The 26,284-nt window shown below is 39.8% G+C and carries 25 protein-coding genes and 1 other RNA gene; 24 read left to right on the forward strand and 2 right to left on the reverse strand.

Translation table 11 applies throughout. From position 1 onward, the window contains the following. The first annotated feature begins 69 nt into the window (after nucleotides 1–69). The 3 genes from I6751_RS05405 (at nucleotide 70) to I6751_RS05415 (ending at nucleotide 3,151) form a co-directional block, all read left to right on the forward strand. Nucleotides 70–2,220, forward strand: coding sequence for a DNA topoisomerase 3 (locus I6751_RS05405; RefSeq protein WP_330998636.1), 2,151 nt, complete (start codon nucleotides 70–72; stop codon nucleotides 2,218–2,220). A 12-nt stretch (nucleotides 2,221–2,232) separates the two neighbouring features. Beyond that, nucleotides 2,233–2,700 carry a hypothetical protein gene (locus I6751_RS05410; protein WP_196591933.1) on the forward strand — a complete coding sequence of 156 codons (468 nt, stop codon included), beginning with the start codon at nucleotides 2,233–2,235 and terminating at the stop codon, nucleotides 2,698–2,700. A gap of 190 nt (nucleotides 2,701–2,890) precedes the next feature. Next, entirely contained in the window at nucleotides 2,891–3,151 is a 261-nt protein-coding gene (locus I6751_RS05415; RefSeq protein ID WP_196591932.1) for a hypothetical protein, read from the forward strand. Between the two features lie 355 nt (nucleotides 3,152–3,506). Here the strand turns inward: I6751_RS05415 and I6751_RS05420 are convergent, their stop codons facing one another. Further along, entirely contained in the window at nucleotides 3,507–4,346 is an 840-nt protein-coding gene (locus tag I6751_RS05420; protein WP_196591931.1) for a MerR family transcriptional regulator, read from the reverse strand. Between the two features lie 255 nt (nucleotides 4,347–4,601). On the opposite strand from I6751_RS05420, the gene I6751_RS05425 reads away from it, so the two are divergent. The 16 genes from I6751_RS05425 to I6751_RS05500 all read left to right on the forward strand — a co-directional run bounded on the left by I6751_RS05425 (nucleotide 4,602) and on the right by I6751_RS05500 (nucleotide 21,274). Further along, on the forward strand, nucleotides 4,602–5,291 hold the full coding sequence (locus I6751_RS05425; RefSeq protein ID WP_196599008.1) for a TolC family protein: 690 nt from the start codon (nucleotides 4,602–4,604) through the stop codon (nucleotides 5,289–5,291). A gap of 18 nt (nucleotides 5,292–5,309) precedes the next feature. Beyond that, on the forward strand, nucleotides 5,310–5,837 hold the full coding sequence (locus tag I6751_RS05430; RefSeq protein WP_196591955.1) for a TolC family protein: 528 nt from the start codon (nucleotides 5,310–5,312) through the stop codon (nucleotides 5,835–5,837). Next, nucleotides 5,824–6,933 (forward strand): efflux RND transporter periplasmic adaptor subunit, encoded by a 1,110-nt coding sequence (locus I6751_RS05435; RefSeq protein WP_196591929.1) that lies wholly within the window; start codon nucleotides 5,824–5,826, stop codon nucleotides 6,931–6,933. Before I6751_RS05430 ends, I6751_RS05435 begins: the two co-directional genes overlap by 14 nt. Beyond that, nucleotides 6,930–9,965 carry an efflux RND transporter permease subunit gene (locus tag I6751_RS05440; RefSeq protein WP_196591928.1) on the forward strand — a complete coding sequence of 1,012 codons (3,036 nt, stop codon included), beginning with the start codon at nucleotides 6,930–6,932 and terminating at the stop codon, nucleotides 9,963–9,965. The genes I6751_RS05435 and I6751_RS05440 overlap by 4 nt, the downstream gene beginning before the upstream one ends. Before the next feature lie 178 nt (nucleotides 9,966–10,143). Continuing rightward, nucleotides 10,144–11,058: a VirK/YbjX family protein gene (locus I6751_RS05445; RefSeq protein ID WP_231037977.1), complete on the forward strand. Its 915-nt coding sequence runs from the start codon at nucleotides 10,144–10,146 to the stop codon at nucleotides 11,056–11,058. Nucleotides 11,059–11,199: 141 nt separating this feature from the next. Continuing rightward, a complete protein-coding gene (locus I6751_RS05450) occupies nucleotides 11,200–12,684 on the forward strand; it encodes a hypothetical protein (RefSeq protein WP_196591926.1) in 1,485 nt (494 codons plus the stop codon). A 423-nt stretch (nucleotides 12,685–13,107) separates the two neighbouring features. Then, nucleotides 13,108–14,019, forward strand: coding sequence for a stalk domain-containing protein (locus I6751_RS05455; RefSeq protein WP_196591925.1), 912 nt, complete (start codon nucleotides 13,108–13,110; stop codon nucleotides 14,017–14,019). A gap of 367 nt (nucleotides 14,020–14,386) precedes the next feature. Continuing rightward, complete coding sequence (locus tag I6751_RS05460) at nucleotides 14,387–14,929, forward strand: GNAT family N-acetyltransferase (RefSeq protein ID WP_330998635.1); 543 nt, start codon at nucleotides 14,387–14,389, stop codon at nucleotides 14,927–14,929. Beyond that, on the forward strand, nucleotides 14,926–16,143 hold the full coding sequence (locus I6751_RS05465) for an MFS transporter (RefSeq protein ID WP_196591924.1): 1,218 nt from the start codon (nucleotides 14,926–14,928) through the stop codon (nucleotides 16,141–16,143). The genes I6751_RS05460 and I6751_RS05465 overlap by 4 nt, the downstream gene beginning before the upstream one ends. Nucleotides 16,144–16,202: 59 nt before the next feature. Next, the gene (locus I6751_RS14085) at nucleotides 16,203–16,568 is read left to right on the forward strand and encodes a DNA topoisomerase (RefSeq protein ID WP_196591953.1); all 366 of its coding nucleotides are present in this window, start codon (nucleotides 16,203–16,205) and stop codon (nucleotides 16,566–16,568) included. Between the two features lie 518 nt (nucleotides 16,569–17,086). Beyond that, nucleotides 17,087–17,491 (forward strand): sigma-70 family RNA polymerase sigma factor, encoded by a 405-nt coding sequence (locus I6751_RS05475; protein WP_196591922.1) that lies wholly within the window; start codon nucleotides 17,087–17,089, stop codon nucleotides 17,489–17,491. After that, nucleotides 17,488–17,751 carry a helix-turn-helix domain-containing protein gene (locus tag I6751_RS05480; protein ID WP_196591921.1) on the forward strand — a complete coding sequence of 88 codons (264 nt, stop codon included), beginning with the start codon at nucleotides 17,488–17,490 and terminating at the stop codon, nucleotides 17,749–17,751. Before I6751_RS05475 ends, I6751_RS05480 begins: the two co-directional genes overlap by 4 nt. A gap of 611 nt (nucleotides 17,752–18,362) precedes the next feature. After that, entirely contained in the window at nucleotides 18,363–18,524 is a 162-nt protein-coding gene (locus I6751_RS05485; protein ID WP_196591919.1) for a hypothetical protein, read from the forward strand. Further along, nucleotides 18,514–20,781: a hypothetical protein gene (locus tag I6751_RS05490; RefSeq protein WP_196591918.1), complete on the forward strand. Its 2,268-nt coding sequence runs from the start codon at nucleotides 18,514–18,516 to the stop codon at nucleotides 20,779–20,781. Before I6751_RS05485 ends, I6751_RS05490 begins: the two co-directional genes overlap by 11 nt. Before the next feature lie 22 nt (nucleotides 20,782–20,803). Then, nucleotides 20,804–20,917 (forward strand): helix-turn-helix domain-containing protein, encoded by a 114-nt coding sequence (locus I6751_RS05495; RefSeq protein ID WP_196591917.1) that lies wholly within the window; start codon nucleotides 20,804–20,806, stop codon nucleotides 20,915–20,917. Between the two features lie 216 nt (nucleotides 20,918–21,133). Continuing rightward, nucleotides 21,134–21,274 (forward strand): hypothetical protein, encoded by a 141-nt coding sequence (locus I6751_RS05500; protein WP_196591916.1) that lies wholly within the window; start codon nucleotides 21,134–21,136, stop codon nucleotides 21,272–21,274. A gap of 3 nt (nucleotides 21,275–21,277) precedes the next feature. On the opposite strand, the gene I6751_RS05505 is transcribed toward I6751_RS05500, so the two are convergent. Next, entirely contained in the window at nucleotides 21,278–21,463 is a 186-nt protein-coding gene (locus I6751_RS05505) for a ribbon-helix-helix domain-containing protein (RefSeq protein WP_196591915.1), read from the reverse strand. A gap of 80 nt (nucleotides 21,464–21,543) precedes the next feature. Here I6751_RS05505 and I6751_RS05510 point away from each other — a divergent pair, with 80 nt between their 5' ends. The 5 genes from I6751_RS05510 to I6751_RS05530 all read left to right on the forward strand — a co-directional run. Then, nucleotides 21,544–23,133, forward strand: coding sequence for a recombinase family protein (locus I6751_RS05510; protein ID WP_196599010.1), 1,590 nt, complete (start codon nucleotides 21,544–21,546; stop codon nucleotides 23,131–23,133). A gap of 14 nt (nucleotides 23,134–23,147) precedes the next feature. Beyond that, entirely contained in the window at nucleotides 23,148–23,312 is a 165-nt protein-coding gene (locus tag I6751_RS05515) for a DUF255 domain-containing protein (RefSeq protein WP_196591913.1), read from the forward strand. A gap of 466 nt (nucleotides 23,313–23,778) precedes the next feature. Further along, entirely contained in the window at nucleotides 23,779–24,648 is an 870-nt protein-coding gene (gene bla / locus I6751_RS05520) for a class A beta-lactamase (protein WP_196599011.1), read from the forward strand. 513 nt (nucleotides 24,649–25,161) lie between these two features. Further along, nucleotides 25,162–25,513: a transfer-messenger RNA gene (gene ssrA, locus I6751_RS05525) on the forward strand. 538 nt (nucleotides 25,514–26,051) lie between these two features. Beyond that, a partial coding sequence (locus I6751_RS05530) for a transposase (protein WP_196591952.1) occupies nucleotides 26,052–26,284 on the forward strand: 233 nt, incomplete at its 3' end.

Raw genomic sequence — 26,284 nt, forward strand, 5'->3', positions numbered from 1 at the left:
CCCACTTATATATTTACCGCAAAACAAATATTATATTTTATATTTTACCACGATAAAAATAAAAAGGAAGTGTTTCTTTTGAGAAAAATCACGTATATCGCAGAGAAACCGGATATTGGCAAGGCTTTGGCGGCCTATTTATGGCCGAATGGAAATTGTCATAAAGAAAAAGTTTTTATCCAAAGTGGAGATACGACTGTGACCTGGGCGTTTGGACATATTCTAAGGCTTGCTTCACCGGAGGAATATGGCGAGGAATATAAGGTTTGGGCGAATTACCCGGTTCTTCCTAAAGTATGGAAAGTGAAACCGGCTGCAGCTGCTGTGGCACAGTTAGCCGTGATAAAAAAGCTCTTAATGGAAACGGATGTTGTTGTTCATGTGGGGGACCCAGATCGTGAGGGACAATTGCTGATTGATGAGATTCTGCGATATTTGCATTTTGATGGAAAGGTACAGCGTCTTCTTATCAATGCAAAAGATGATGAAAGTTTGAAACGAGCCTTTTCACAGATTACAGACAATAAAAAATATGCGAACTTATATTATGCAGGTCTGGGCCGGGAGCAGGCAGATTGGTTAGTTGGGATGAATCTTACACGCGCCTATACCGTGAATGCACGAAAATATGGTTATGAGAGCACGTTTCGTATAGGGCGAGTAAAGGTGCCCACATTGGCGCTTGTCGTTAACCGGGAAAAAGAGATCAAGGGCTTTAAGCCAGCAAAATATTATGAACTGAAGGGGATTTTCGAAAAAGAGGGCATTCCGTTTAAAGCAACTTTGAAACCAACGGAAAAATTGCCACTGGATGAAGAAAACCGTATTAAGGATAAAAACATCCTGCAGGCTGTTAAGCTGAAGGTCGAACAAGCAGAGGTTATTGTCAAGGACATACAGGAAAAGGATATGGTGCAGCAGCCACCTTTGCCGTATTCTTTGGATACTTTGCAGGTGGAAGCAAATAAAAAATATGGCTTTTCACCAAAAGAAGTATTGGCTACGGTGCAGGATTTGTACGAAAAGAAATATGTGTCATATCCGCGCAGTGATTGTAACTATATTCCGGTATCGCAAAAAGAGGATGCTCCAAGAATTTTGCCTGTATTGCAGGCATTTGGAATTGCTGGTGCAGATACCGCTGATATGAAGCTTACGAGTAAGGCTTTTAATGATGAGAAAATAACAGCGCATCATGCCATTATTCCCACGGGAATTCAACCGGAAAAATTAACGGAAACAGAACAAAAAATTTATGCACTTATAGCACAACGGTACGTGCTGCAGTTCTTTCTTGCACATGAATATAGAAAGATCACGTTTACTTTGGTCGTTGCCGACGAAATCTTTACGGGTAGCGGGAAAGTCATTTTAAAACAAGGTTATAAGGCCTATGAAACGGAAGAGAAGGAGGCAGAATCCCTTGATTCTAATTTAAAACTTCCGGCGCTTGCTGTAGGAGAAAAGATAGAAAAGGCCACTTATTCTATCGCTGATAAGGTAACAACTCCGCCAAAGCGCTTTACCGAAGGTACGCTTTTGGCGGCAATGGCAAATATCTGGCGTTTTGTCGATGCGAAAAATCCCAATAGGGAAAAGCTGAAAGAGGTCAAAGGAATTGGTACTCCGGCAACACGGGATACGATTATTGCGGAACTGCAGGCAGATATTTTGAACGGTAAACCGATAGAGCCTTGTATGACGAAAATAAAAAAAGAACTGTTACCTACAGAATTCGGTATCAGCCTGATAGAAAATGTGGATCATTCGCTTACATTGCCGGATGCAACGGCAGAAATGGAATATGCTCTGTCGGAAATTGCGGCAGGGAAGAAAAATTTGTCTGAATATATGGATGACATGATTACCATGGTGCATCAAAACATTCAGTTTGCTGAGAATAGGAAATTCCCATTGCCAAAGGGCAAAATATGTGAGATGTGTCCGATTTGCAGCAAAGGAGAGCTCATCCGTCGTTACTCGCCAAAGGTTAAAAAGTATTTCCATATCTGCAGTAATCCGGATTGTGTTTCACCAGTAACCGGCAGAAAACTTTTTTATGAGGATGAGCATGGAAAGCCTATTGTTGTTAAATGCCCAGAATGTGGAACAATTCTTGTTCGTATTTTGAAAAATGGGGTATTTTGGCTCTGCAGCAAATGCAATAAAACTTTTAATGACAAAGCTGGTAAACCGGATCTGTCGTTGAAAAAGGAATAACAGGTGACCATTATGGATGTGGAAATAAGTGAAACATTAGAAGATGAATATATGGCGCAGCGGGAGGTTGCGCTACATATTCATCCTGTAGAAATACAAGCGAAAAATGAGAAAAAGCGAGAAACGGAAATATCTGCTTTGTTGATAGATATCAGCGAAACCTTACGGCTTTTGAGTGAACAAATAGGACGCTTGAATGAGGTGACAAAAACTGTTCCGGAAACAGTGGCGGCATTGAAGAAAACAACAGAAGCAGTACAGAGTATTGCAAATGAGTTACCTGCAATAGTTCGTGAGCAGTGTCTGGAGGAATATAAAAAAATCCTTGCTAATGCGGTGAAGAATTATAATCAGATGCAAAAAGCGGCTGATAAATGGCAAAAATCTATAGATGAAAAACAAGTGGGGATTTTTAAAATACTCACTGCTTCTGCGATTATAACACCTATTTTATTGCTCTTGAATTTGCTATTTAAGTGATATGAAAAGAAGGAATATCTTTTTCTCGGAATATGTTAATAAAATGAGTTGCAGTTATCGGCAATACTTCGCTTTTGCGCCAAATTAGAACGCTGGATGTTGTAACAACAGGTTTTGTTATTTTTTTTACTATTAGAGAGCAATTTGATAAAAGATTACGCCACCGGAACGATTTACCGAAGGTACACTTTTGGCGGTTATGGCACCTGAATTAGCTACTTTGGATTTTAAGACGGATACGTCCGTCGCGGTCATAAAAGCTATGATACAGGAAATGAAACAGGATGGCCTGAGTAGGCAAAAAATGAGCAATATTATCAAGCCGAATAAGAACTTTGATTTGAATTTGCTTGGAGAAAAGTCAACAGAGAATGCTCCAAAGGCTCAAAAACGTAAACTGCAGGTGATTCAAGGCAAAGAAAACAGTCGGAGTTGTGAAATAGGTATGTGAGTAGGAGTGGGGGGAATTTATAAGGCGCGGTTGCATGGAGGTGCAGGGGTGGAATTCCCGTGAGTATATAAATACCATCCGCAAAGTTTTTGTGGGAAACCAATAAGTGCAAAGCATGTCCGTTATTTAGGTAATTGGAATGGCACTAAAGCGTAACTAATATAAAGTCATTAAAGATATATGAGTGGGTACTTCTTAACCTCATTGGATTTTATTAATTAATTATTAATTGATACAATTCAATGGGGTTTTTTATCAAAAGCTGAAAAATTTTGACGATTTTACCCAAAGATGAAAGATCCGATAACTATCTCCTTTGATGTTGATTGTTGTGGAGTAAGTGATACGACTTTTGTTATGGATTGGGGTGTAAGGCAAGCGGTTGCTTCAATCCATTATCGATTGCGACTGAAATTTCTGTAATATAGCTAGTTTCATCCTCTGTGGAGAGGTTGTTGATAATATAATTTTCATAGAAATCTCCTAAGATCATTAACTGGTTTGATTTTATATATGTTAATAGTTTATCGTAGGTACCGTCAAGGGTGTCATAAGGCCCATAATGATAAGTACACAGGTAGTTGCCGGCCGGTTTCAACCTAACATATTGATCCACTATAGCGTTGTCTAATGCAACAAACATTGACTCCTTAACATCTTCCAAAGGTTCAAGTGTTGTGATACATCCTACGTTCCAATAAAACGGAATAGAATAGCTGGCCATACGCTCTGTGATTTTCGATAGGGTCAAGTAATAATCAGGAAATCCGTTGACATACTGTACAGGCATTGCCAAAAGGTGCTGTTCGGCTACAGACTTTATCCTAAACTCATATTCTTTCATTTCTTCAATCTGCTTGATTTGAACGAGATTTTTATATAACCTACTTTTGGCTGTTTGGAGATTCTCAATTTTGTTTTGAATTTCAGAAATTTGATTTTCCAGTATAGTACTGGTTTCATTTACCGTCCTCTGAGCCAGAAGGCTTTTAATTTTACTTAAGGGTATCCCCGTTTCCCGAAGCGAGAGAATTAAATACAACAGGTCAAATTGAGCTAACGTATAGTAACGGTATCCGTTGCTACGGTCTTTATATTTGGGCTTCAGAATACCGGTCTTATCGTAAAAAAGCAGCGTCTGTTTGGTAATGCCGAATATTTTGCATACCTGTCCTGAAGTAAATTGCAAATCCATATTGTTTCTCCTAAAGTTATACTAGTATGCTTGACTATATTCTAAGAATATAGTTTATGCTGGATTTTGTCAATATAATGTGAAGGTCGTAATCCAATTGCCTTACTCAAATCAAGAATTTACTTTTTAATTTTAGTTTTTTGCTTAATTATAGACCAAGATCAGTAAGAATTAATTGAAATCTTAAAAAGGGAGAAAATCATGAACCTAAACAAAACTTTACTTTTATGTGGCATAGCTCTAATGGTTTGCAGCATGCTCGGTCCAGTGTACGCATCCCAGCCTGCTCAACTGACGATAGCCGACAGTGTCCGGCTGGCAATCACGCATAGCCCGGCGTTAAAAGCTGCCAAAGCGGAAACAGAAAAAGCATCCTGGTTAGTGAAGGAAAATCATTCAGCTTATCTGCCCACTCTCAGCGTAAATCATTTACAAGCATATAATGATCCGGACACAATCACTTATCCATCTAATTATCGCTCTTCTTCTCTAGAAGCAAAAACAATATTATACAGCGGCGGACTCACTGAAGGCCTTGTGGGCCAAGCTAAGGAACTTTACACTGGTGCACAGCATAGCTTTGCGTATACCAAACAGCAAGTTATCACCAATACTTATTTGGCCTATTACAACGTCCTGCAAGCGGAAAAAAATGTGGCTCTTGCTGACGAAGCTGTTCAACGTCTGACACAGCACTTGTCTATCGTCCAGGCGCAATATTCTGAGGGGACAGTGATTAAAAGCGATGTGCTGCGAACCGAAGTCGAACTGGCTCAGGCAAAGCAAAACCACAGCAAAGCTAAAAACACCTCCAGATTGGCCAGCAGCCAGTTCGCTACATTGCTCGGACTTCCCGCTGATCAGGATATTGCTTTAGCCGACGTCAGCGAAACGGTAGCCTATAATGGCTCGATAGCTCAGGCCATTCAAACCGCACTAACATAGCGGTCAGATTTCAAAGAAATCTGTCAGGAAGAAAAAGCCGCCCAGTACGGCGCGCAGATCGCGAGAAGCGGCTATTTACCAACTGTGAGCCTGTCACTCAAGAAAGAATGGCAGAACCAGGATAGTGCCCCTAATCCATGGTCTACCCAATTGACAGTCGGCTTCAATCTATTTGACGGTAGCAAAACCAAATCCAAAATCAAACAAGCAGAGTGGGAAATTACGAAAACTCATGAAATGCTGCAGCAAAAGATGGAGCAAATCACATTAGAAACCAAAGAAGCCTATTTCAATTTACAAAATGCCCGTACGGCTCTGGACATCGCCTCTCAGGTGGTTGCCAAAGCGGAAGAAGATTATGCAATCGCCCAGGTGCGCTACCAGTCTGGTCTCGGCACCAACCTGGATGTCATCGATTCCCAGGGGGCACTTACTTCCGCCAAGCTCAACTACACCAATGCCCGCTATGACTATAACAAATACAGCGTGCAATTAGCACAGGCAATGGGAACTATTACGGAGGAGGATACCCATGATAAAGAATAAACCTCGCACTAGAACTTTAATGATTATACTGATTTTGGTGCTGCTTGCCGGTACTGCCGCTTGGCGGATATATAATGCTCAGCAACAGGCCGTTGTAAATATCCAGCCTCTGGCCGTTACTACCGCAGAAGCAAGACAAACGCAAAAGCCAAACACACTCAAATTAACCGGTACGGTCGAAGGACTGACCTCGGCTGTTATTAGCAGTCGTTTTGCCGGTAAAATCGATCAAATACTTGTTGAAGACGGGCAAGCTGTCCAAAAGGGAGCAACACTACTGACGCTGGATACCATAGAGATGGCAAATGCTGTTCGCATTGCTCAAAACAACGTTCGGCAAACTGAGGCCAATTTGAATACCGCCCAGGCCGATTATCAGCGCTATAATTATCTGTATGCCAAAAACGCCGTGACCAAACAACAACTCGAGAGTGCAGAAGCCCGTTTAATTACCAGCCGTACCGAGGTTGATAACGCTTATGCTAATTTGAACAATGCCCAAAAACAAATTGAAGACGGCAGCATCATAAGCCCAGTAACCGGCGTAATCGCCAATAAAGCGGCCACCATTGGACAGGTCGTTTCACCCGGCAATGCGCTCCTTACTGTGGAACAAATTGATCAGGTGTACGTTGTGGTAAATGTTGAGCAAAAGGATATTGCCCTAGCCAAAATTGGAGCCGCTGTAACCGTTACCGTGGACGCCTATCCTGAACAAACTTTTCCAGGAACAATAGCGGTCATAAATCCAGTGGCAGGCAATGAAAGCCGTATGTTCCGGGTAAAAATCAAAGTAGATAATTTGAATCAATTGTTAAAACCAGGTATGTTTGCGCAAACAACCTTAACAGCGGGCGAACCTGTGACTACTTTGGCGATACCGCGGTCAGCGATACTGACCCAAAAGGGTTTGCACTATGTCTACGTCGCAACTAACCATCAAGCGAAAAAAACTTTGGTGGAAACTGGTGATTTAATCGATAACCTGATGGAAGTCAAAGCAGGGCTTCGGCCAGGTATGTCCGTGGTCATCGATAATCTTGATAAAATCAAAGACGGTGACGCTTTACTGATTGAAGGAGGCATAAGCCAATGAGTTTGCCGGAAATCAGCATCAAACGCCCGGTTTTTGCCACCGTTACCCTGCTTGCCCTCATATTACTGGGGATTGTCAGTTACTTGCGCATGAATGTGGACGAAATGCCGGATGTATCCTATCCATATGTAACAGTCAGCATTACCTACGAAGGCGCGCTGCCGGAACAAATTGACACGCAAGTCACAAAAAAAGTAGAAGAAGCGGTCGGCGAGGCCAAAGGAGTTAAACATATTCAGTCTACATCCCGCGAAGGTGAAGCGGAAATCGGCGTTCAGTTTAATCTAGATATCGATCCGTCTGTGGCTGCACAGGATGTCCGGGATAAAATCAGTGCTATCCGCAGTGAACTGCCGGATAACATCAAAGAGCCCGTCATCGCTCGCTACGACATGAAAGCAGCACCCGTTGTCGCTGTTGCCCTTACCAGTGAAACAGCGAATCTCCGCGAACTAAGCGTTCTGGTGGAAGATGTGATTAAACCTCGTCTGCAGAAAATTGGCGGCGTTGGTCAGTTAAAAATATCCGGTTTGCAGAAACGGGAAATCCAACTGCTGCTGGACCGGGACAAAATGGCTGCCTTCGGTTTTTCTATACCGGAAATCACCCAGCGCCTGCAGCAGGAAAACATGGATATTCCCGCCGGTAAACTGACAGAGGCCAGTCAGGAATTATCGGTACGTACAGCAGGTAATTTTAAAAACCCGCAGGATTTTCTCTCTATCATCATAGGTACCAAAAATGGCGCACCGGTCTATTACCGGCAAATCGGCAGCGTGAAGGACACAATCAAAGATGTTGAGACGCTTGCCCGTTACGACAATCAGCAGGCCATTGGCATTGAAGTCGGTAAACAGTCCGGTGCCAATGCCGTAAATGTAGCTAAACAAGTGAAAGCCGAACTTAAAAATATCCAACAGGATCTGCCAAGGGGCATGACTTTGCATATGGTTCGCGATGATGCTCAACGAATTGAAGACTCCATACATGAAGTTTGGTTCGACCTCATAATCGGCGGTTTATTTGCTGTAATTATCGTGCTATGGTTTCTTGGCGACTGGCGTAGCACTCTCATCAGCGCAATAGCCATTCCTGCCTCTATTATAGCCACTTTTTTCTTTATGAAATTGGCCAATTTTTCCATCAATACCATGTCGCTCTTGGGCCTTTCGTTGTCAGTCGGCCTCCTCATTGATGATGCCATCGTCGTTATTGAAAATATTATTCGCCACCGACAAATGGGAAAACCAGCCATTAAAGCCGCTGCGGATGGAACCAAAGAAATTGCCCTGGCGGTTATGGCCACTACCTTTACCGTTGTCGCCGTTTTTATTCCGGTCGGCTTTATGTCTGGTGTAGTCGGCCAATATTTTAAAGAATTTGGACTGACCATCGCTTTTGCCGTATTGGTCTCACTCTTCATTGCCTTTACCTTGACGCCGATGATGGCAGCCTTGTATCTGCCGGTTGGACAGCATCACGAAGCATCTGGCCGCATAGGACAGTGGTGGTCCAAGTGGAATCGCTGGTTTGACAAGATGGCTGATGCCTACGCTGTTATATTGAGAAAATTGCTTGGACAGCATCGCAAAAAGGTATTGGGGGCCTCAATCACCCTATTTGCTTTCAGCATGATGCTGTTCCCGTATCTGGGTTCATCCTTTATTCCCATTACCGACCAGGCACAATTCACCGTTAAAGTAACAACACAGGCCGGTCCGACGGTAGAAGCATTGGACAATACTACCCAAAAAATGATCCAGGAACTCAAGTCAATTCCTGAAGTTAAACATGTCTACAGCACCTCGTCTGCTAAAGAACAAACCCTATTTGTAACATTGGTGCCCAAAAAAGAACGACAGCGCAGTCAAAATGAAGTAATCATTGAAGTACGCAATAAACTCAACCGTATTCCTGGCGTCCGAATTGATATTGAACAAGGTGACGGTAAACCTGTTGCCGTTTCAATAACAGGTGATTCTGTAGAAAAATTGGGAGAAATCACTGAACAATTGCGGCAAAAAATTGAGAGCATTGCCGGTGTGCAAGATATTGTTTCCAGTTATCGTCCAGGAGCACCGAACCTGGATATTAAAATCAAAACAGAGCGTGCCAACGATTTGGCCGTTTCCACCGCCACCATTGGCAACACCCTTCAAACTCTGCTAAATGGAACAGTCATCGGCAAATACAACGACAGTGACGAACGTGTCGATATCCGTACGCGCCTGACAGTTACAGACCGCAACCGCCCTGAAAGTCTGAATGCTATCTATGTACCCAGTGAAAAGACAAGAACTGATGGACAAAAAATGCTGCTCCCGCTGTCTCAGGTGACCGAGTGGCAATATACAACAAGCCCGGCGGAAATTAGCCGCTATGATCGGCAAAAAGAAATTCGTCTGACTGCCAATTTGGAAAAAACTACTCTAGGGGATTTTAATGATCAATTTTACCCCAGCCTTAAAGCTATACAAATGCCGGTAGGCTATCAGGTAAGCGCTGTCGGTGAATCAGAAGATATGGAGGAGTCTTTCTCTAGTATGGCAGTTGCCTTGAGCTTGGCAGTTGCCTTCATCTTCATGATACTGGCAGCACAGTTTGAAAGCTATACCGAACCGTTTGCCATAATGCTCTCTTTGCCATTAGCCATTATCGGCGCACTGTTTGGGCTGTTTTTAGCCGGCAGCGATCTCAGTGTAATTTCGCTCATCGGCATCATGATGCTTATGGGACTTGTTACCAAAAACGCGATTCTCTTGATTGATTTTGCAAAACAACGCATGCAGCAAGCTGTCCCTTGCAATGACGCCCTGGTGGATGCAGCTCGTACCAGGTTGCGCCCCATTTTAATGACCAGTATAGCTATGATTTTCGGTATGCTTCCTATTGCATTATCCATAGGTTCAGGTGCTGAAACTCGTGCACCCATGGCGCATGCAATCATTGGCGGACTGCTTACTTCGACACTGCTTACACTAATAGTCATACCTGTCGTTTATTCACTCATTCATGACTGGAAAGCACGTTAATCTCAACCGGTAAATGAATTTTCTAAAAGGGAGTAGGTGAACATTTTGACAGAAATTAACTGGACAAGTCAGCGGCGCTTTAAAAACGGCATAGATTGTTTATCGGCTTTTGTATTGTATACGCTATAGTACTTAATAATGATAACCCATTGAAAGAAGTGTACTCAATGTGATTAAAATGATAAATTTATTTAAATTAGGGATACGTCTTTACAATTGTGATAGATGGATCAATTATCGTTGTGTGATGGTATTTGTAATCAGATCGTTACTTCATTATAAAAAAGTACAGACTTTACACAACTTTTTCTGCAATACTCCTCTGCGTCACGAAATCGTCACTATGCATCCCTTATTTTTTGCCCAATTAACACGGCAGTTTTTTTACAGAGGTTCCTGTACTTCCAAAAGATTGACCATTATTACACAAAATTTTTTAGTATGGGAGAATCAATTTACAGAACAGGCTTTGCAGCAAATTTATCTTGGGCCTGGGCTTCAACTTTGGAGTGACAATTATAAGGAACAAGCCCTGACTATTGATTTAGCATTTCGCGGTAGTGAAATCAAAGAGGGCGCAATGAGTATAGGCCTGAAACTTGATAATAAATATATATATCATATAAATTTCTGGATTGTTTTTGACGAGAATGACACTCTTTCCCTGTACATTGGCGCTTTACAAGGCTCACGGAACGGCTTGTCCATTAACAAAGAACTAACCAAATATTTTTTTGGCTACCGTCCCCAAAATCTAATTGTGTATACACTGCGCATCTTAGCTCAAATTTTATCGGTAAGCGGCATAAAAGCCGTATCTAACTACGGCTTTTATGCCAACAATCATTTGTGCCGGAACCGAAAACTAAAAACATCTTTAGATAAATTTTGGAATGAAACTGGAGGAAAAGTTCACGATGATCCTCGCTTTTTTGAAATTCCAATAACTGAGCCACGAAAAAACATAGAAGACGTGGTATCTCATAAACGTAATCTTTATCGAAAGCGATACACTTTAATTGATGAAATTAGAAAAACAATTGTACAGTCCCTTGAATTGTATATTGTAAAAACTAAAACTGTCTCAACGTAGGGTACCTATCATCTACTTAATCATTCCAAATATCATTTAGCTAGCAAAGCTACTGCTCAAATCTTATTGTATGGTCATGTTAATTTTAAACTCATTTGAATGCTGTATTTATTATATATGCTGGAGGTATTTTCAATTTCAATGATTAAGGAAAATATTTATAAAGCAGTTACTTTATATTCTTTTCTTGGTCTTGCTGCGATCATTTTTATAGGTGTTACTTATGTCTGCTGGGTAGGTTTTATTGATCATGGGGAAGTAAATATGAGTGCCGTTTCGTGGCTGTTGGCTGAAGGTAAACCGGTATATACTGATTTAAATGCCGACGAGCGTTATAGTTTGGAGCATGGACCGGTTATTTATTTAGTAACCGCAGGGGTTATGAGACTTATGGGGCCAAGTCTATTAACAGCGAAAGTCCCTGGGTATGTTGCACTGGTGCTGTCCATAATAATCTCCGCAATTTGTTTTTATCGGCTTGTTGGTATAAAAAAGGCAATTTACTTGATTGGCCTGGAAACATGGATTTTATTAAAATGGCCATTTATTTTTATGAACCGTGATGATTCATTTATGTTATTGTGTATGGTAATTGGTCTTTTATCCGTAATGGCCCGTGACAGTAAAAATTTTATTGGTATCGGTATTTCGCTGGGGATACTAGTGAATCTAAAAATTCACGGATTTATCTACTTCTTGCCCATATTAGTATTAGCATATAAATACGACGGGTGGAAAAGGGTAGTTTGTGGGTTATTATTGGCTTTTGCAATTGCTATTATTCCGTTTTTATTACCGGAAATATCATTGGTAAATTATCTGCAGTGGTTGTTGAAAGCCGCTGCTCATGGAATATCTATCAAAATCTTTGTTGGGAATTTAATCTATACACTACTGCTTGTATTTTTAATAGTAGCGATGGGATTCTTGTATGGGGTAAATTGGAATAGCTTTTGTCAGGAGCATCGTGCGCTTATTATTACGAGTGCTATTTCAACGCTTATTATTAATATAATAGGTGCAAAATTAGGAAGCGGCAGTTATCACTTGATTCCGCTAGTACCAATACTGTTATATTTTGTTGCGTTAATAATAAAAGTGAATTTGGTAAATACATCCCAAAAGAAAATGTATGCCGGCGCAGTGCTAGCTTTAATCGTTTTACTAGTTGTATCTGGAAATGCAATCAATAGTCAGCAACGGTTGCTAGAGAAAATAAATAAATATTCTTATGCGGCTAATGTGATTGAAGAAATAAGAGCGGTAGAGTCTAATTATAATGGGCATACCATTGAAATTGGCTATGGTGAGGACAAAACCTACAGTTTTTACCGGCAGTTTATTCCCTTGCTTGTTTTTGACGGCAATCCATATCTTGTTGATGGTGCGGCACTAATGGATATGCAGTTGGCAGGTTTACCAATGCCCCAAACTACTATTTCTGATCTTACTAACGGAAAAACCAAGATATGGTTAATTCCAAAAGGTAATGAACCATTTTCATTACATAGTTATTATGACTCTTCACACGCCTTATTCGAGAAATCTTTTGGTGATACTTTTAAAGAACATTATTCGTTAGTTGAACAGTTAATTTATTTTGACGTGTGGGTTTATCAAGGGTGAATGTATTGTTTTCCTTCAGGGGGACAGTTAACGCAGATTACACACTGTTAAATCCAATAAAGTTATTGATAAGTAATATCTAATAGTGTATTGAACGTACTATTTCTGGTTGTATGATCAGTTGGCAAGGAGGCTTATTTTTTTGGAAAAAGTTATTTTACATACGGATGACAGGTTGCAGCATGTTAGTAGTTAACAGCCTCTCAAATTGATTTACGTGACCTGCGGGATGCATTGCAATATTTCGTGCCAAGATACATTTTCCTGTACGCCAGGCTTTAACTGTCAAACTCAGGAGCTGCAAAAGATTGTCTAAAAAAAATAGTCGCTAATAAAAAACATTACTTATATAATAAATATCCGTTATATAGGTTAGAAGCTCAATTTCAAAATAGTACATACAAAGAGAGGAATGGCTTAACAATGAAAAAGATACTGGTTGGTTTCTTATGTGCTATAACTATGATGTTTGCAGCAGTGCCTGCATTTGCTTCTGAGACATCCAGGACGCTTATTTCTCCGAATATCACTGCTACGACGCTGAAATCTCCCACAATGCAGTATACTCTTAAAATCAATTGCAAGAATGTTGACCTTGGAGCACTAAAAATTGTTGAAATGAAAGAACAAATCATGGTTCCGCTCAGAATGACAGCGGAAGCACTTGGATTTACCGTGACGTGGGATGAAGAAAAGCGAGCCGTCCACATGGATAGTGGTACCATGCAAACCGACTTAACCCTGGGTGAAGACAACTATTTCGCATACACCAGTAGAGCTATCGGAATGACAGCACCACAAAGACTAGGAATGGCTCCCATTATCATAAAAGGATCTATCTATGTGCCGCTTGATTTCTTTAAAATATTAGTAACTGATCCCAATTGTGTCAGTATAAAAGGTAGTATTATAAGCATATCAACTGGTTTGACTAAACGGGATGAGATACCTAGCCCTTTGGTAAATTACAGTACCTTGGATGAAGCGAGAAAAGCAATAGAATTTACATTTGCAGTACCTACAATCCTACCAGATGGTTATCAAATGAAAGATATTATTGTGATAAATAACAAACTGGTTGAAATATTCTACTTGAAAGGTGACAGCCGGATTATATATCGTACTGCCAAAGGGCATTCTGATATCAGTGGGGATTATAATGTTTATGATAAAGTCAAAACTGTTACTGTTGGAAATACCCCAATTACCGTAAAAGGTAAAAGTGACAGTATCAATCTTGCTACATGGACAAAAGACGGAGCCAGCTTTTCCTTATCCCTTGACCAAGCCGTCAATGAGAGAGCATTGTCAACAATCATTAGAAGTATCAAATAATAAGTTTGGTTTTAATGAGAAAGGAGTGTTCCAATAATTTATTGATACACTCGCGTACGCTAAGGGAATGGCTTTATTGTTATTCAATAGGGGGTTCATACGCAAAATCCCGTCCAATAAGAAAGAGCATTTTCTGCAGTGATTCATCATTGGGGAAAATGCTCTTTCCTTTGTAGCTCTATAAATTTAGATTCAAATAAGCTGTCAAGATCATCTTGAGTAACTCTGCAATTGCCACTACTTTATTAGCAATGTATTGACTGTATTCTAACAATATAGTTTACACTGAATGATGTCAATATAAAGCAATGGAGTGTTATGCAACATGATTTATAAAATAGCCCCTTGGAAGTGGAGGCGAGACGCCATGCGTCTTACGCAAGTGAACGGCTACGGGTTAAAACGAAGGAAAGAACCCAATATGAATATAGAAATTAAAGAAGTAACTAAAGAAACTGCCAACAGTATTTTGCAATTGCAGGTAAGCACAAAGCAAACGGCTTATATCGAATCAACCCGGCAATGTCTGACAGATGCGTTGGAGTGCAGCTACTATAAACCTGCCGGACTCTATAAGGATGGCATCTTAATTGGTTTTGCCATGTATGGATATTTCCCCAGAGAGGGAATAGACGGTCGAGTATGGTTAGACCGGTTCTTTATTGATGAAAAATATCAGGGACACAGCTTGGGAAGCGTATTGTTAGAGGCTTTAATCCGGCATCTTACCGATTTATATCATTGCAACAAGATATTTTTGAGTGTCTACGAAGATAATCAACACGCCTTGTATCTATTTCAAAAATTCGGCTTTGTTTTTAATGGGGAATTGGATATTAACAATGAAAAAGTAATGGTAAAGACAATCATATCGACATCAAATAAGAATCCCTCCGAACCGGGAGCATGAGAAACGTAGAAAGAAGTAATGATATGCTGCAAACATTATTACACAATAAAGTGTTTCTTATTGTTACTACCGCGGATTTGATTCAGCAAATGGGTATTTGGATACGTAACATGGCTCTGCTATTTTTTGTCATGGATCTCACTGCGAATGATCCTGTTGCCGTTTCGTTATTGACCGTATTAGAATATCTGCCGATACTCTTATTTTCTTTGGTTGGCGGCGCCTTGGCCGACCGATGGGAACCAAAACGGACAATGATCATGGGCGATTTGTTAAGCGCCGTCTCCATTGCCTGCATTATTTTATCAATGCAGGCTGGTTATGGAAAAACGATATTTGTTGCCGTATTTATCTCCGCTATGATTACCCAATTTTCTTGGCCTTCTTCCAGTGTTATGTTTAAGCGGCACATCCCCGAACAGCAAGTCACTACCGCGATCAGCATATCAGCAGCTTTAGCCTCCTTGTTTGTGATTATCGGTCCGATTATTGGCACGCTTATTTTTACATGGTTGGGCATTTATGCTTCAATGACTGTATTAGTCATCCTATTTCTTTGCTCGGGCGCCATGCAAACGGCTTTACCTAAGATCAGCCACCGAACCTCCTACGCTGCAGTTACTCTGATCCACCAGTTCAAAAAAAGCTACTCCTATCTACTAAACAATAAAAATCTTCGGGTTTTGGTGGTTGGGTTAACCCTGTTAGAGCTTGGTTTGGGACTAATCCAGCCATTAGAAGTGTATATTGTCATGGACCGACTGGGGTTAGAAAAAGAAGCCATCCAATGGCTTTACGGACTGTATGGAACCGGTATGTTTGCCGGCGGCGTGCTTGCCGCCAGAATGATTCATAAAATTCAAGCAACCAACTTGACAAGTACAGGATTTTGTGTACTGGCGTTGCTCATTCTTAGCGAAGCATTGTCCATTTGGTTTTTATTCACAGGCAGCATACGTTTTATGTCTGGAATCGTCGCCGCTTTCTTACAAATCGTGATCGAAGCATTTTTGATAAGACTTACCGCTGAACGTTACATTGGTATTATCAATGGTACCATTTCAACGTTTGTAATTACGGGAACTTTGCTGGGCTCTTCGGTGACCGGAGTATTGATGAAACATACTTCTTTGCTGTTTGTATACTGCCTGGCATCCGGCATTGTCTTCGCTGCCGGAATGTATTGCAGGAAACTGAATCTAAACAATAAATAGGGAGTAAATTATATATATTCCGGAAGCTCAATTCAAGGATGTAAAAGTCATTTTGGAAAATCTGGCATGGTTCGGTTGGCAGGAAGAAGTGGCAAGCGCGATGTGAACAGAAAAGCAGGGCCTGGGCCGATGAAAAGGTTTCGGTGCATCATGCGATTATCACGACAACGCTCCTGTGCGATAAGGCAAGATTTATTAAAGAGCAGCAAGATATTTACGCCTTAATTGCCCACTCGTATCTTGCACAATTTTATCCGCCGCATTGCTTTTCTAAGACAATGCTTCGTATCGATAACCATACTTTTCAAGGGGCCGGGAAAGTGGTCCTGGAAGAAGGTTGGAGGACATTATATAAGGCAGAACCAGATAATGAAAAGCCAGGGGAGGAAGCGTTTTACCGGGTCTGCAAAATGGGAATGAAGTAAGCTTACGGGAAATGAAGGTACAAGAGAAAATAACAAAGCCGCCGAACCGGTTCAATTTATCCAGCATTATTGAAGCTATGAAAAATATTCACCATTTTGTTCAGAAAGAGACATTAAAGGCGCAGATGAAAGAATGTCCGGTATCGGAACAGAGGCAACGCGGGTAGGAATTTTAGATGAACTCGTACAGGAAATTCAACAATATAGACAGTTATGATCACATTAGAACATGGCTATCCCAAGTTGTTAGACGATATATTTGATAAGTGAAGAATCTGCCATCTATTGGGTAATTTCATTAAAAAGAAAAAGACTGCTTTAGCTTTCTACAGGGTGTGGGACTAAAGTGGCCTTTTTTTTCAAAAAAATTTTTCGCAGAATTTGCCAAAACCATTTTTCCAATTGTTTTAGTTATATGAAAGGAAACTGCGGAGAGTGTCTCTGTGGACACCATAAAGTAATAAATAGAATGAAATCTGCGTTCGCATGAACCTCTCTTTGCTGCGAGGGGAGGTGATATGTTGGAATGCCAGGAGCGTTTTGATAGCTTTTGTAAAAAAGTCTTACGAAACCATGCCCGCAACTATGACCGGATGTTACGCCGTCGCAGAAAACAAGAGTGCTTTTCGGAAGATGTTTGCAGAGACAAAAGATTTCAACGCTTTTTTTCTGTAGCAGCTTTTCAAGATTCTTATGTATTTCATGTATTGGGTATAGATGTGAGTGTAGAAGACGGATTTCTCGGTGCAGCTTTGCAAGAATTATCCGAGGAACGCAGGACAATTGTTTTACTGTCCTACTTTTTGGATATGACGGACAGCGAGATTGGTGAATGCTTGCATATTATCCGGCGAACCGTATCGTATCGCAGAGACAGCACACTAAAGCAGTTAAAAAAATATTTGGAGGATCGGTGCAGATGAGAAAAAAAGCAAACGGTAAGAAAGCGAGATCAAAAAGAAAGTACTCCTTGCTGCCGCTTACTGTTATTTTAGCAGCTGTGCAGGGAGAAGAATCTGCAATAAAACAGGTATTAAAGTATTATGAGTGCTATATTACAAGGCTGGCATCCAAAGAATTATATGATCGGTATGGAAATTCTTATATTTGCGTGGACTATCAGTTAAAAACAGAACTACAGAATAAGCTGATTGCGGGAATTTTAAGATTTCATGCTGTGTAATGAATGATGGAACTTTGAAAAAGAAAGTGCAAAAGCACAGTATAGCGTTTTGCGGATACAAGATCATGAAACTCCCGTATAGCTATCGTCCGAGCAGAAAAAAACTGTCGCAGACAAAGGTACGGCTGCATGACCGTGCAGGGGTGAAATTCCAGTGGGCCAAAATGCCGTTCGCAACGCTTTTTTATTGTAAAATAGACGATAGCATCGCTTATTAAACGAATATTTGCGACATCAAAAAAGACGAAGTTATTATTTGATTTATGGGGAACACCGCTGTATATAGCATGTTATCCACTAGAAAATTAAAGTTTGAACTTATGAAAGGATGCAATTGTGGATACTGAGGGCGTATGAGAAATGTTTTCAAAGACATAAAATTTAATAATAGAAAGGACTACTTTAGTTTTTTACATGATCTAATAGAAACTAAAGTAGTCCTTTCTCATTTAAAATCAAAAAAAATTTCGTCGGTTTTGCCAAAAAGACAAATTCAATTGTTTTAGGTATATGAAAGACAAAAAAAGAAAGAGTCTGTGCGATGGAATTTTTTACAGACGAAATCTTAAAAATAAGCAAGCTGGTATGTGAGGCGGAGAGGAGTAAGTACTATGGAATTAATGAAGAGAACAGAGTATTTGCAGGAAGATTATATTGGTCGTAAAATAGCAGCAAATTTGGCGATTGATTATGATGAGAACCAGCTGTTAGTAGAAGAATTTTTAGATAGGACGCATGGCGATAGAAAGGAGTGTGAGATTGATGTCAAATGAAGAGGTTTTTGAAAGTCGTAATAGGGTCAATAAAATAATTGTGGATAATTTGACGGATTATGGTAACATCGAGCCGCCAGCACTTTATGGACGGGCCTATAATGATGGTACACGAACGAAATATCAGTTTAGTGCGGCCAATTATTTACGTATAGCGGCAGCACAAAGAGAAAATAACTGGCAGGATCTTCGCTGGCTGAGTGAACAAGAAATTGAGAATAAAAATTTCACCTTGAAATCGGCTGCAAAACCAGTAGCAATCGAATACTGGCAAGGGATTGATGATGGTCAAAATTATGAGGGTAATCTTCGGAAATTCTATAATGCAGCAGATCTTGTGGAACTGGATGGGACGGAAAAAGTTGTTCTTGGCAATGAAGAGACGGATAGGGAATATGCATTGGATCTTTTGCGGGTGAATGGATTCGATGTCGATGAAAAAATGAATTCCTATGATAAGATTTTTTCAGCCGTCCAGGATTATGCGAAAAGTAAAGGCGCGGATGAATTTGCCGCGCCGATGACTTCCCAGATATTTTTCAAGACAAGTCATCTTGGTTACGACTATTCTGTGTATCCGCTTTATACGGAGGCGCAGATCCGTGAGATTGCAGAGAATCCGAAAATCATATTTCATGCCACGAAAAAAGCACAGGAATTAGTCAGTGGTATGCAGCAGGAACAAAATAAGGAACTGAAAAAACTAGCGGATAAACTTAAGGCAGAGCAAAATCAACCGTTTAACGATTTATCCGTAGATTTTTTATGGAGCGAACGTCGCCTGAAAGATTTGCAGGGCAAAGAATATCAAGAAGGGCAGCATCTTCAGGGTGAAGCTGCTTATCAATTTTTGGTACAACTCAATGCAGCGGATAAGGAACAGTTTAATAGCAAGTTGCAGGGAATCGGCAACTACGATAAAACAAAAATTGCCGTTCGGTACGGGAATTATGACCACGGTGAGATGCGGATAGATCTTGGCGATTTAGAACTGCGCAATCAAAGCACAATAGCGGATGCCATGGTGATGCGCTTCAATGAATATCGCAATTACTTAATGACGGATGAGCAGGCGATGAATGCTCATATCGGTTTGCAAAAATCTGATAGCCAGGAAGTTACCAAAGAACAGGTTATTGCAGAATGCGAACAGGAAAATGCGCAGTGTGAACTGGTAATGATGCAATTTGCCAAAGAAGAAAACATATATTTGGCAAAGCATCCGGAGTTAAAGAAAATCAATGAACAGAAGGCGGATGTATTTTTGTATTACTGTACAGAGCAAGATTTTTGCAAAGTGCCAAAAAATATGGTATTGGCGGTTCATAGGGCTATTGAATATGATGGGCTTGTTTTTGATCAACGCGATTCTAGTCAAACCTTATTTTCTGCAGAAAGAAAATTTAATAAACCAAAGCCAAATGATATTGTTTTTGAATCCGCAATAGCGAATGATGAAATCAAAGGGAACCTTCCTGTTAAAGCAGCCTTTTCTAGAGAAGATCAAGTCGCTATGGGGAATTTAGAGAAATTCTCTATTAAAATAGAGAACTACGGTACTGTTATGGAACCTTTTGAAATTCCTGCAACTCAAGTGTATAAAGGAAAACAAGCTGTGCAGCGGTTTATCTATGAAAAAAATTATGAAGTGAGTGCGATGCGTAGCATGAATTATGAACAAAAAATAATACGCCACCCACAACAACAGATGACATTTTCTTATGATGGCAAAGAATTTTGTAAGTTAAAGTATGAAATTGGCAGTGGGATTCTCAATCAAAGTATTCCGTCGGGACTGCCTTTATATAATGAAGGGGAAAATGCAATAAATAAAGAATTGCAGCAGGCCGTTTATACGCAAATGAAATATCAAGGGATTTATAGGGATAATGGTATCCATGATCTAAATCGAAAAAATGAAATCAAACTTCCAGACCTTGAAGTTGTACGAGCTAAGGCAATGGAAAATAAGCCGGATGCAAGGGCTAATAGTAAGCAATTTGCGTATTATGCTGAACTGGCTACTTTGGATTTTAAGAAGGACACACCAGATAAGGTCATGGAAGCCATGGTACAAGAAATGAAGCAGGATGGTTTGAGCGATAAGAAAATCGCCAATATCGTTAAGACGAATAAGAACTTTGATTTGAATTTGCTTGGAGAAAAGTCAACAGAGAATGCTCCAAAGGCTCAAAAACGTAAACTGCAGGTGATTCAAGGCAAAGAAAACAGTCGGAGTTGTGAAATAGGTATGTGAGTAGGAGTGGGGGGAATTTATCATGTCGAAAGATTTAATCCGCTATGGAAATTCGTATATTTGCGTGGACTATGAGTTGAAAGCAGAACTACAGAATAAGCTGATTGCGGGAATTTTAAAATTCCATACTGTGTAATGAATGATGGATCTTTGAAAAAGAAAGTGCAAAAGCGCAGTATAGACTTTTCGGATACAAGATAATGAAACTCCCGTATAGCTCTAGTCCGAGCAGAGAGAAACTGTCGCAGGCGAAGGTACGGCTGCACAAAAGGTGCAGGGGTGAAATTCCCGTGGGTATATAGATACCGTCCGCAAAGTTTTTCCTTTATTCCAGTGAGGAGGGGAGGGTTTTATGGATAATAAGGCATTAAGAATAAAAGTCATAACAAATACTCCGTCTGAACAAGCACTACGGAGTTTTCGAACAAAATTATTTGAAATGCAGAGTAAGAAAAATACACGTTCTGGGGGGAGTGGCCTTAAGAAAACATGAGCGTTAATCTTTACTCATTTTGGTATCAGGTTGCATTTTTTGTTTTTTAATGACTTCCAGGCCTAAACGAATTAGTTCGGTAGTTGCTTCCGAGCGTGTTGGATAGCGTCCTTCAAAACGAAAATCTTCTATTTCCTTAAACATATCTTTATCTACGGAAACCATGAATCGTGGTCTTGTTGTTGCCATTACTATCACCTCAACTTATCAATATTATAACAAGGTTGATACACTGATGTAAAGAAACACTATTGACAGGTGTATCACTGATGCTCTATACTAAAATTAGATGTACAGATACACTGATACACCAATGCGCAGCGATAGGTGGTGAAAATCCGATGAACTTAGAAAACAGAAAATATGATATTCGCTATGTTGCAAACTATCTTAGAAAGTCTCGTGCTGAAAGCATGGAAGACCTGGAAAAACATCGGATGGTACTCACCGAATTATGTATCAAAAACAGCTTTAAGTTCGTTGAATATATGGAAGTTGGGACATCCGATAGTATTGATATGCGCCCAAAAATTACACAGCTTTTAAAAGAGGTTGAAGACGGGGTATATGACGCTGTTTGTGTTGTTGAATACGATAGGCTGGGACGCGGCGACCTCGGAGAACAAGACCGGCTTAAAAAGGCATTTCAAAAGTCGGAAACGCTTATTATTACACCGGATAAGATTTATGATCTTAATAACGATATAGATGATACATATGCCGACCTAAAAGGCTTTTTTGCTAGGCAAGAATACAAGATGATTACTAAGCGTTTACGGCAGGGGAAGATCATAGGTGCTAGGCGTGGACAATGGACAAATGGTATCCCTGCATTCCCTTATGTATATCAGCGGTATCGTGATAAGTATAATGAAAAAGGTATTGTTGTTAATGATGAAAGATTGCCAATATATCGTGAAATGATCGAAAAAGCATTATCGGGAATTCCATCACAGAAAATAGCTGAAAGCCTGAATCAAAGAGGAATTTTTACTCCAAAGGGTAATTATTGGAGTGCTGTTGCTGTACAGAGGTTGTTGCTTGATGAGACACATCTAGGGCGGATTATTAGCAACAAGACAAAAGGTAGTGGACATAAAAATAAACGCCCTAATGCTAAAAATTATGAAGCGATACCTAAAAGCGAATGGACTATTGTGGAAAATTGCCATGAAGCAGTGAAAACTAAAGAAGAGCATGATCGTATTGTTGCCATCCTAAGCAGTAGAAAAAAGGTTCCCACAAAAAGCCGGAAGCAATCTCATGTATTAACGGGACTAGTCAAGTGCGCTAAATGTGGACATACTCATACGATCCATTTAGTTGACGGTAAAGCATTTGTCAGAGCATGTTGGTACATAGACCCTTTAGGCAATAAATGCCGTAATAAAGGCATTTTGTCCGATACTTTGGAAGAAATTATTTTGAAAGAAATATCAAAGTATCAGAGCAAAATTATAAATAACAATGAACCTGTAGACAGCCAACAATCCGATAATATTAAAACAGAAATCAGTGAGCTTGAAAACCTGCTTCAAAAGTATAAAAAAGCATTGGAAACAGTAAATGATGCTTATGAACTTGGAGATTATAACCGTGAGGAATGGCAAACAAGAAAAAGAAAATGGCAAAAGCTCATAGGTCAAACCGAAGATGAAATATACGACATGAGAAAAATTTACCAGTCTAATCAAAACATAAGCGACGAGGAACGTAAACAAAACCTTATAAATTTTCTTGCTAATATCAGAACAATGACTGATAATGTACAGCGTAACGATTTGTATAGAACAGTAATTGAAAGCATTGTTTACTTGCGTGAGGGAAATACTATCGACGTAAAAATTAATTTCAAGTAAGGAGGTGGTCGCGCATGTTATCAGAAAAGAAAATACCCAATAGATTGGCAAACGAGAAATCGCCTTATCTGTTGCAACACGCTTATAATCCTGTGGATTGGTACCCGTGGGGCTCGGATGCCTTTGAAAAAGCAAAGGCCGAAGATAAGCCGATATTCCTCTCTATTGGGTATAGCTGACGACTTGCATTGATGAACTTGCCACTGGTAGCAGGCCTGTAACAGTAACATTTTCGTTTGAGATTAGTTATGGTTGGAAATCTCATCTTCAGTAATGAAAAAAAATTCCTGTAAAAATTAGCAACAATCTGGCAGGAGCTTTTCTTTTGTCAAGGAATAATATAAATGATAATTGCCTAATTAATATTTTTGACGATAAGGATAATTATTCTTAATCTTTTATAGGCAACAGCAAGCAAAAAAGTTTCTGAGGGGATTGGCACTTCCTATCCCTTGTCCCTCTGGCATTATCTCAGTCGCGGAAATACAAATGAATATAAATATATAAAATCAATAAGACATTAATTAGAAACGGCCTTTTCATAATACGCTCATGAAGTGATGAATGGCTAGTAATTGACAATAATGCTATATTGCGAAAGAGTTAAAAAAAGCAGGGAGTTATTATATAATGAGAAATAGTAGAATGAGAATATGCATAGTTTTCGTGATAGTAAATTTTTTTATGATTTCTTGGCAGGCATCGATACAGGCAGCGCAATTCGAAAAAGGGATGGCATTTGAAATGTTTGCTTCACTAGAAAAGCAACATCAAGCGAAGATTGGCGTGTATGCACTGGATACAGAAAGTAATAAAGAAATTTTTTATCATGCAGATGATCGATTTGCATATTGTTCTACAAATAAAATTTTGATAGCAGGTGCTCTTTTGCGGCAGGAGACCTTGAATGGACTTAAAAAGACAGTGTCGTATAACAAAAAAGATATTTTATCTTATGCGCCTATAACAGCGAAGCATGTTGAGACAGGAATGTCTTTAGAAGAACTTTGCTCGGCTGCACTGCGGGTTAGCGATAATACAGCAGCGAATTTGTTATTGGCACATATTGGTGGGCCGAATGCATTAAAAGAATCATTACGTCAAATAGGGGATACGGTGACAGAACCATACAGAATAGAACCCATGTTGAATGAGGCAGTCCCGGAAGATTTGCGTGATACCAGTACACCACGTCAGTTGGCAATTGATTATCAAACCTATCTATTGGGAGATATATTACCAGTGGAGAAGAAAGGGCTTCTTCTTAACTGGATGTCCGGCAATAAAGTTACAGATACATTGATTCGAGCAGGCCTGCCAAAAGAATGGAGCGTTGCAGATAAGAGTGGCAGTGGTGGTTATGGAACAAGAAATGATGTTGCAATTATTACGCCGCCAGGACGTAAACCCATCATTCTTGCAATACTTACCACACATTATAGGGAGAATGCCAAAATAGAGGATTCTCTGGTTGCCGAAACTGCGAAGATTGTATATGAGCAGTTAGAACAGTAAATTTATACAATTTAACATTAATCAAAGGACGCGGAAACGGTGTACTGTTTAGAGTAGACGCAACCACCTTCCCCGTGTCTTTCGGCTTTAGGGTCTAATGATCAATCATGTTTGTAACACTTGAGTCTTTCAACGTTTTTATCTTGCCTCAAATAGAGTCATATTATTGTTGTATGAACGAGGTATTATATATTTGTCCACATTATGTTCCACCTGTAACTAATACAACAGCAGATAATAAAAAATAGGCGTAGACAGTAGTCAGATGAAATCATAAAAATTATATCATATAGCAACAAAGCAAGCCACGCATGAGCAAATTTAGCAAAACGTTTAGTAGATATTGAAACAAAACAGCCCTAACAAGAACGAATTAACGAAAAAGTAAATCCTTTAAAATAATTAAAAGATAAAAGTATAGGTGCAAAAGTAATGCATATGATAACTAAAATAGATATTAATTTGACATAACCGCTGATTACTGTTATTCTAATGGAGATACAGATGCACCATGGGGACGTAAAGGTTTCGACGGGGGCAGCTGTTGCATAAGAAGCGAGTCGGGGGGTCATCAACCCGTCAGCAAGGTGAAAACTTTTATTTAAATATAAAAGCTAACGAAGATTACGCTTTAGCAGCTTAATGCTAACCTCTTTTATTTCTTTTCCCGCGTGAAATAAAAAGAGGCAAACAGCGGGATACTTGATATTCAATTCTCGGAGGATATTGGGGAATTTTATCGAGATAGGATGATAAGAGTTTGTTTGTGTAGTTTTATTATCTAAAACATGAACACAAAATGCACTCGGAGAAACTTATGCAGCAATGTTTTCGGACAGGAGTTCGATTCTCCTCGTCTCCACCATTCATAAGCAAAACGCAACTTAATAATAAGATACTCTTTTGATACAGTTATTCGTTCTACGAATGTTTCTATGAGATTTCTGATGTTTTCAGGTTTCTTGCCCTTTTGAATATAGGATTCTATTAACTTGGCTACCTGCTCTTCTGTTGGCACAAAGTTATTAGTATTTTTTAATTCTGCCATACGTTTTTCTAAATTTATGAGTCGATTTTTATTTTCTATTAGTCTTGCTTTTATTAGATCTCCATCTTCTGCGAAATCCAATAAGTGGTTTATTTTGCCGGTTATTTCGTTATGCTGTTGTTCTATGGACATTTTTTCGGTTTTATATGATGTAGACACTGAGCTTAATCTATTTTTTATTTCTTTCGTAAGCAGTGGAACTAATTCCGGATTAAGTAACTGCATATCTATATAATTAAGAGTGACGCCTTCGAGCCATTCTTTTGAGCCTATGAAAAAATCTCTGTAAACAAACTTTCACTCGAAGTCATAAGGTCTTCTATGGTACAATCTAATCATAGGAGACCTTTTTATTATAGCAAAACAGCGGAAAGAGATTCACAAGGTTGAAATGACCGATGGAAAGCGGGCTATTATCCAGCAGCTCTTCCAAGAGTATAACATCGAAAAACCAAATGACATCCAAGATGCCCTGAAGGATCTGCTTGGCGGCACCATCAAGGAGATGATGGTGTCTGAAATGGATGAACACCTGGGCTATAGCAAATCGGAACGCTCCGACAGCAAGAACGCCCGCAACGGTTATAA

Source organism: Pectinatus frisingensis, assembly GCF_015732285.1.
Lineage (GTDB): Bacteria > Bacillota > Negativicutes > Selenomonadales > Selenomonadaceae > Pectinatus > Pectinatus frisingensis.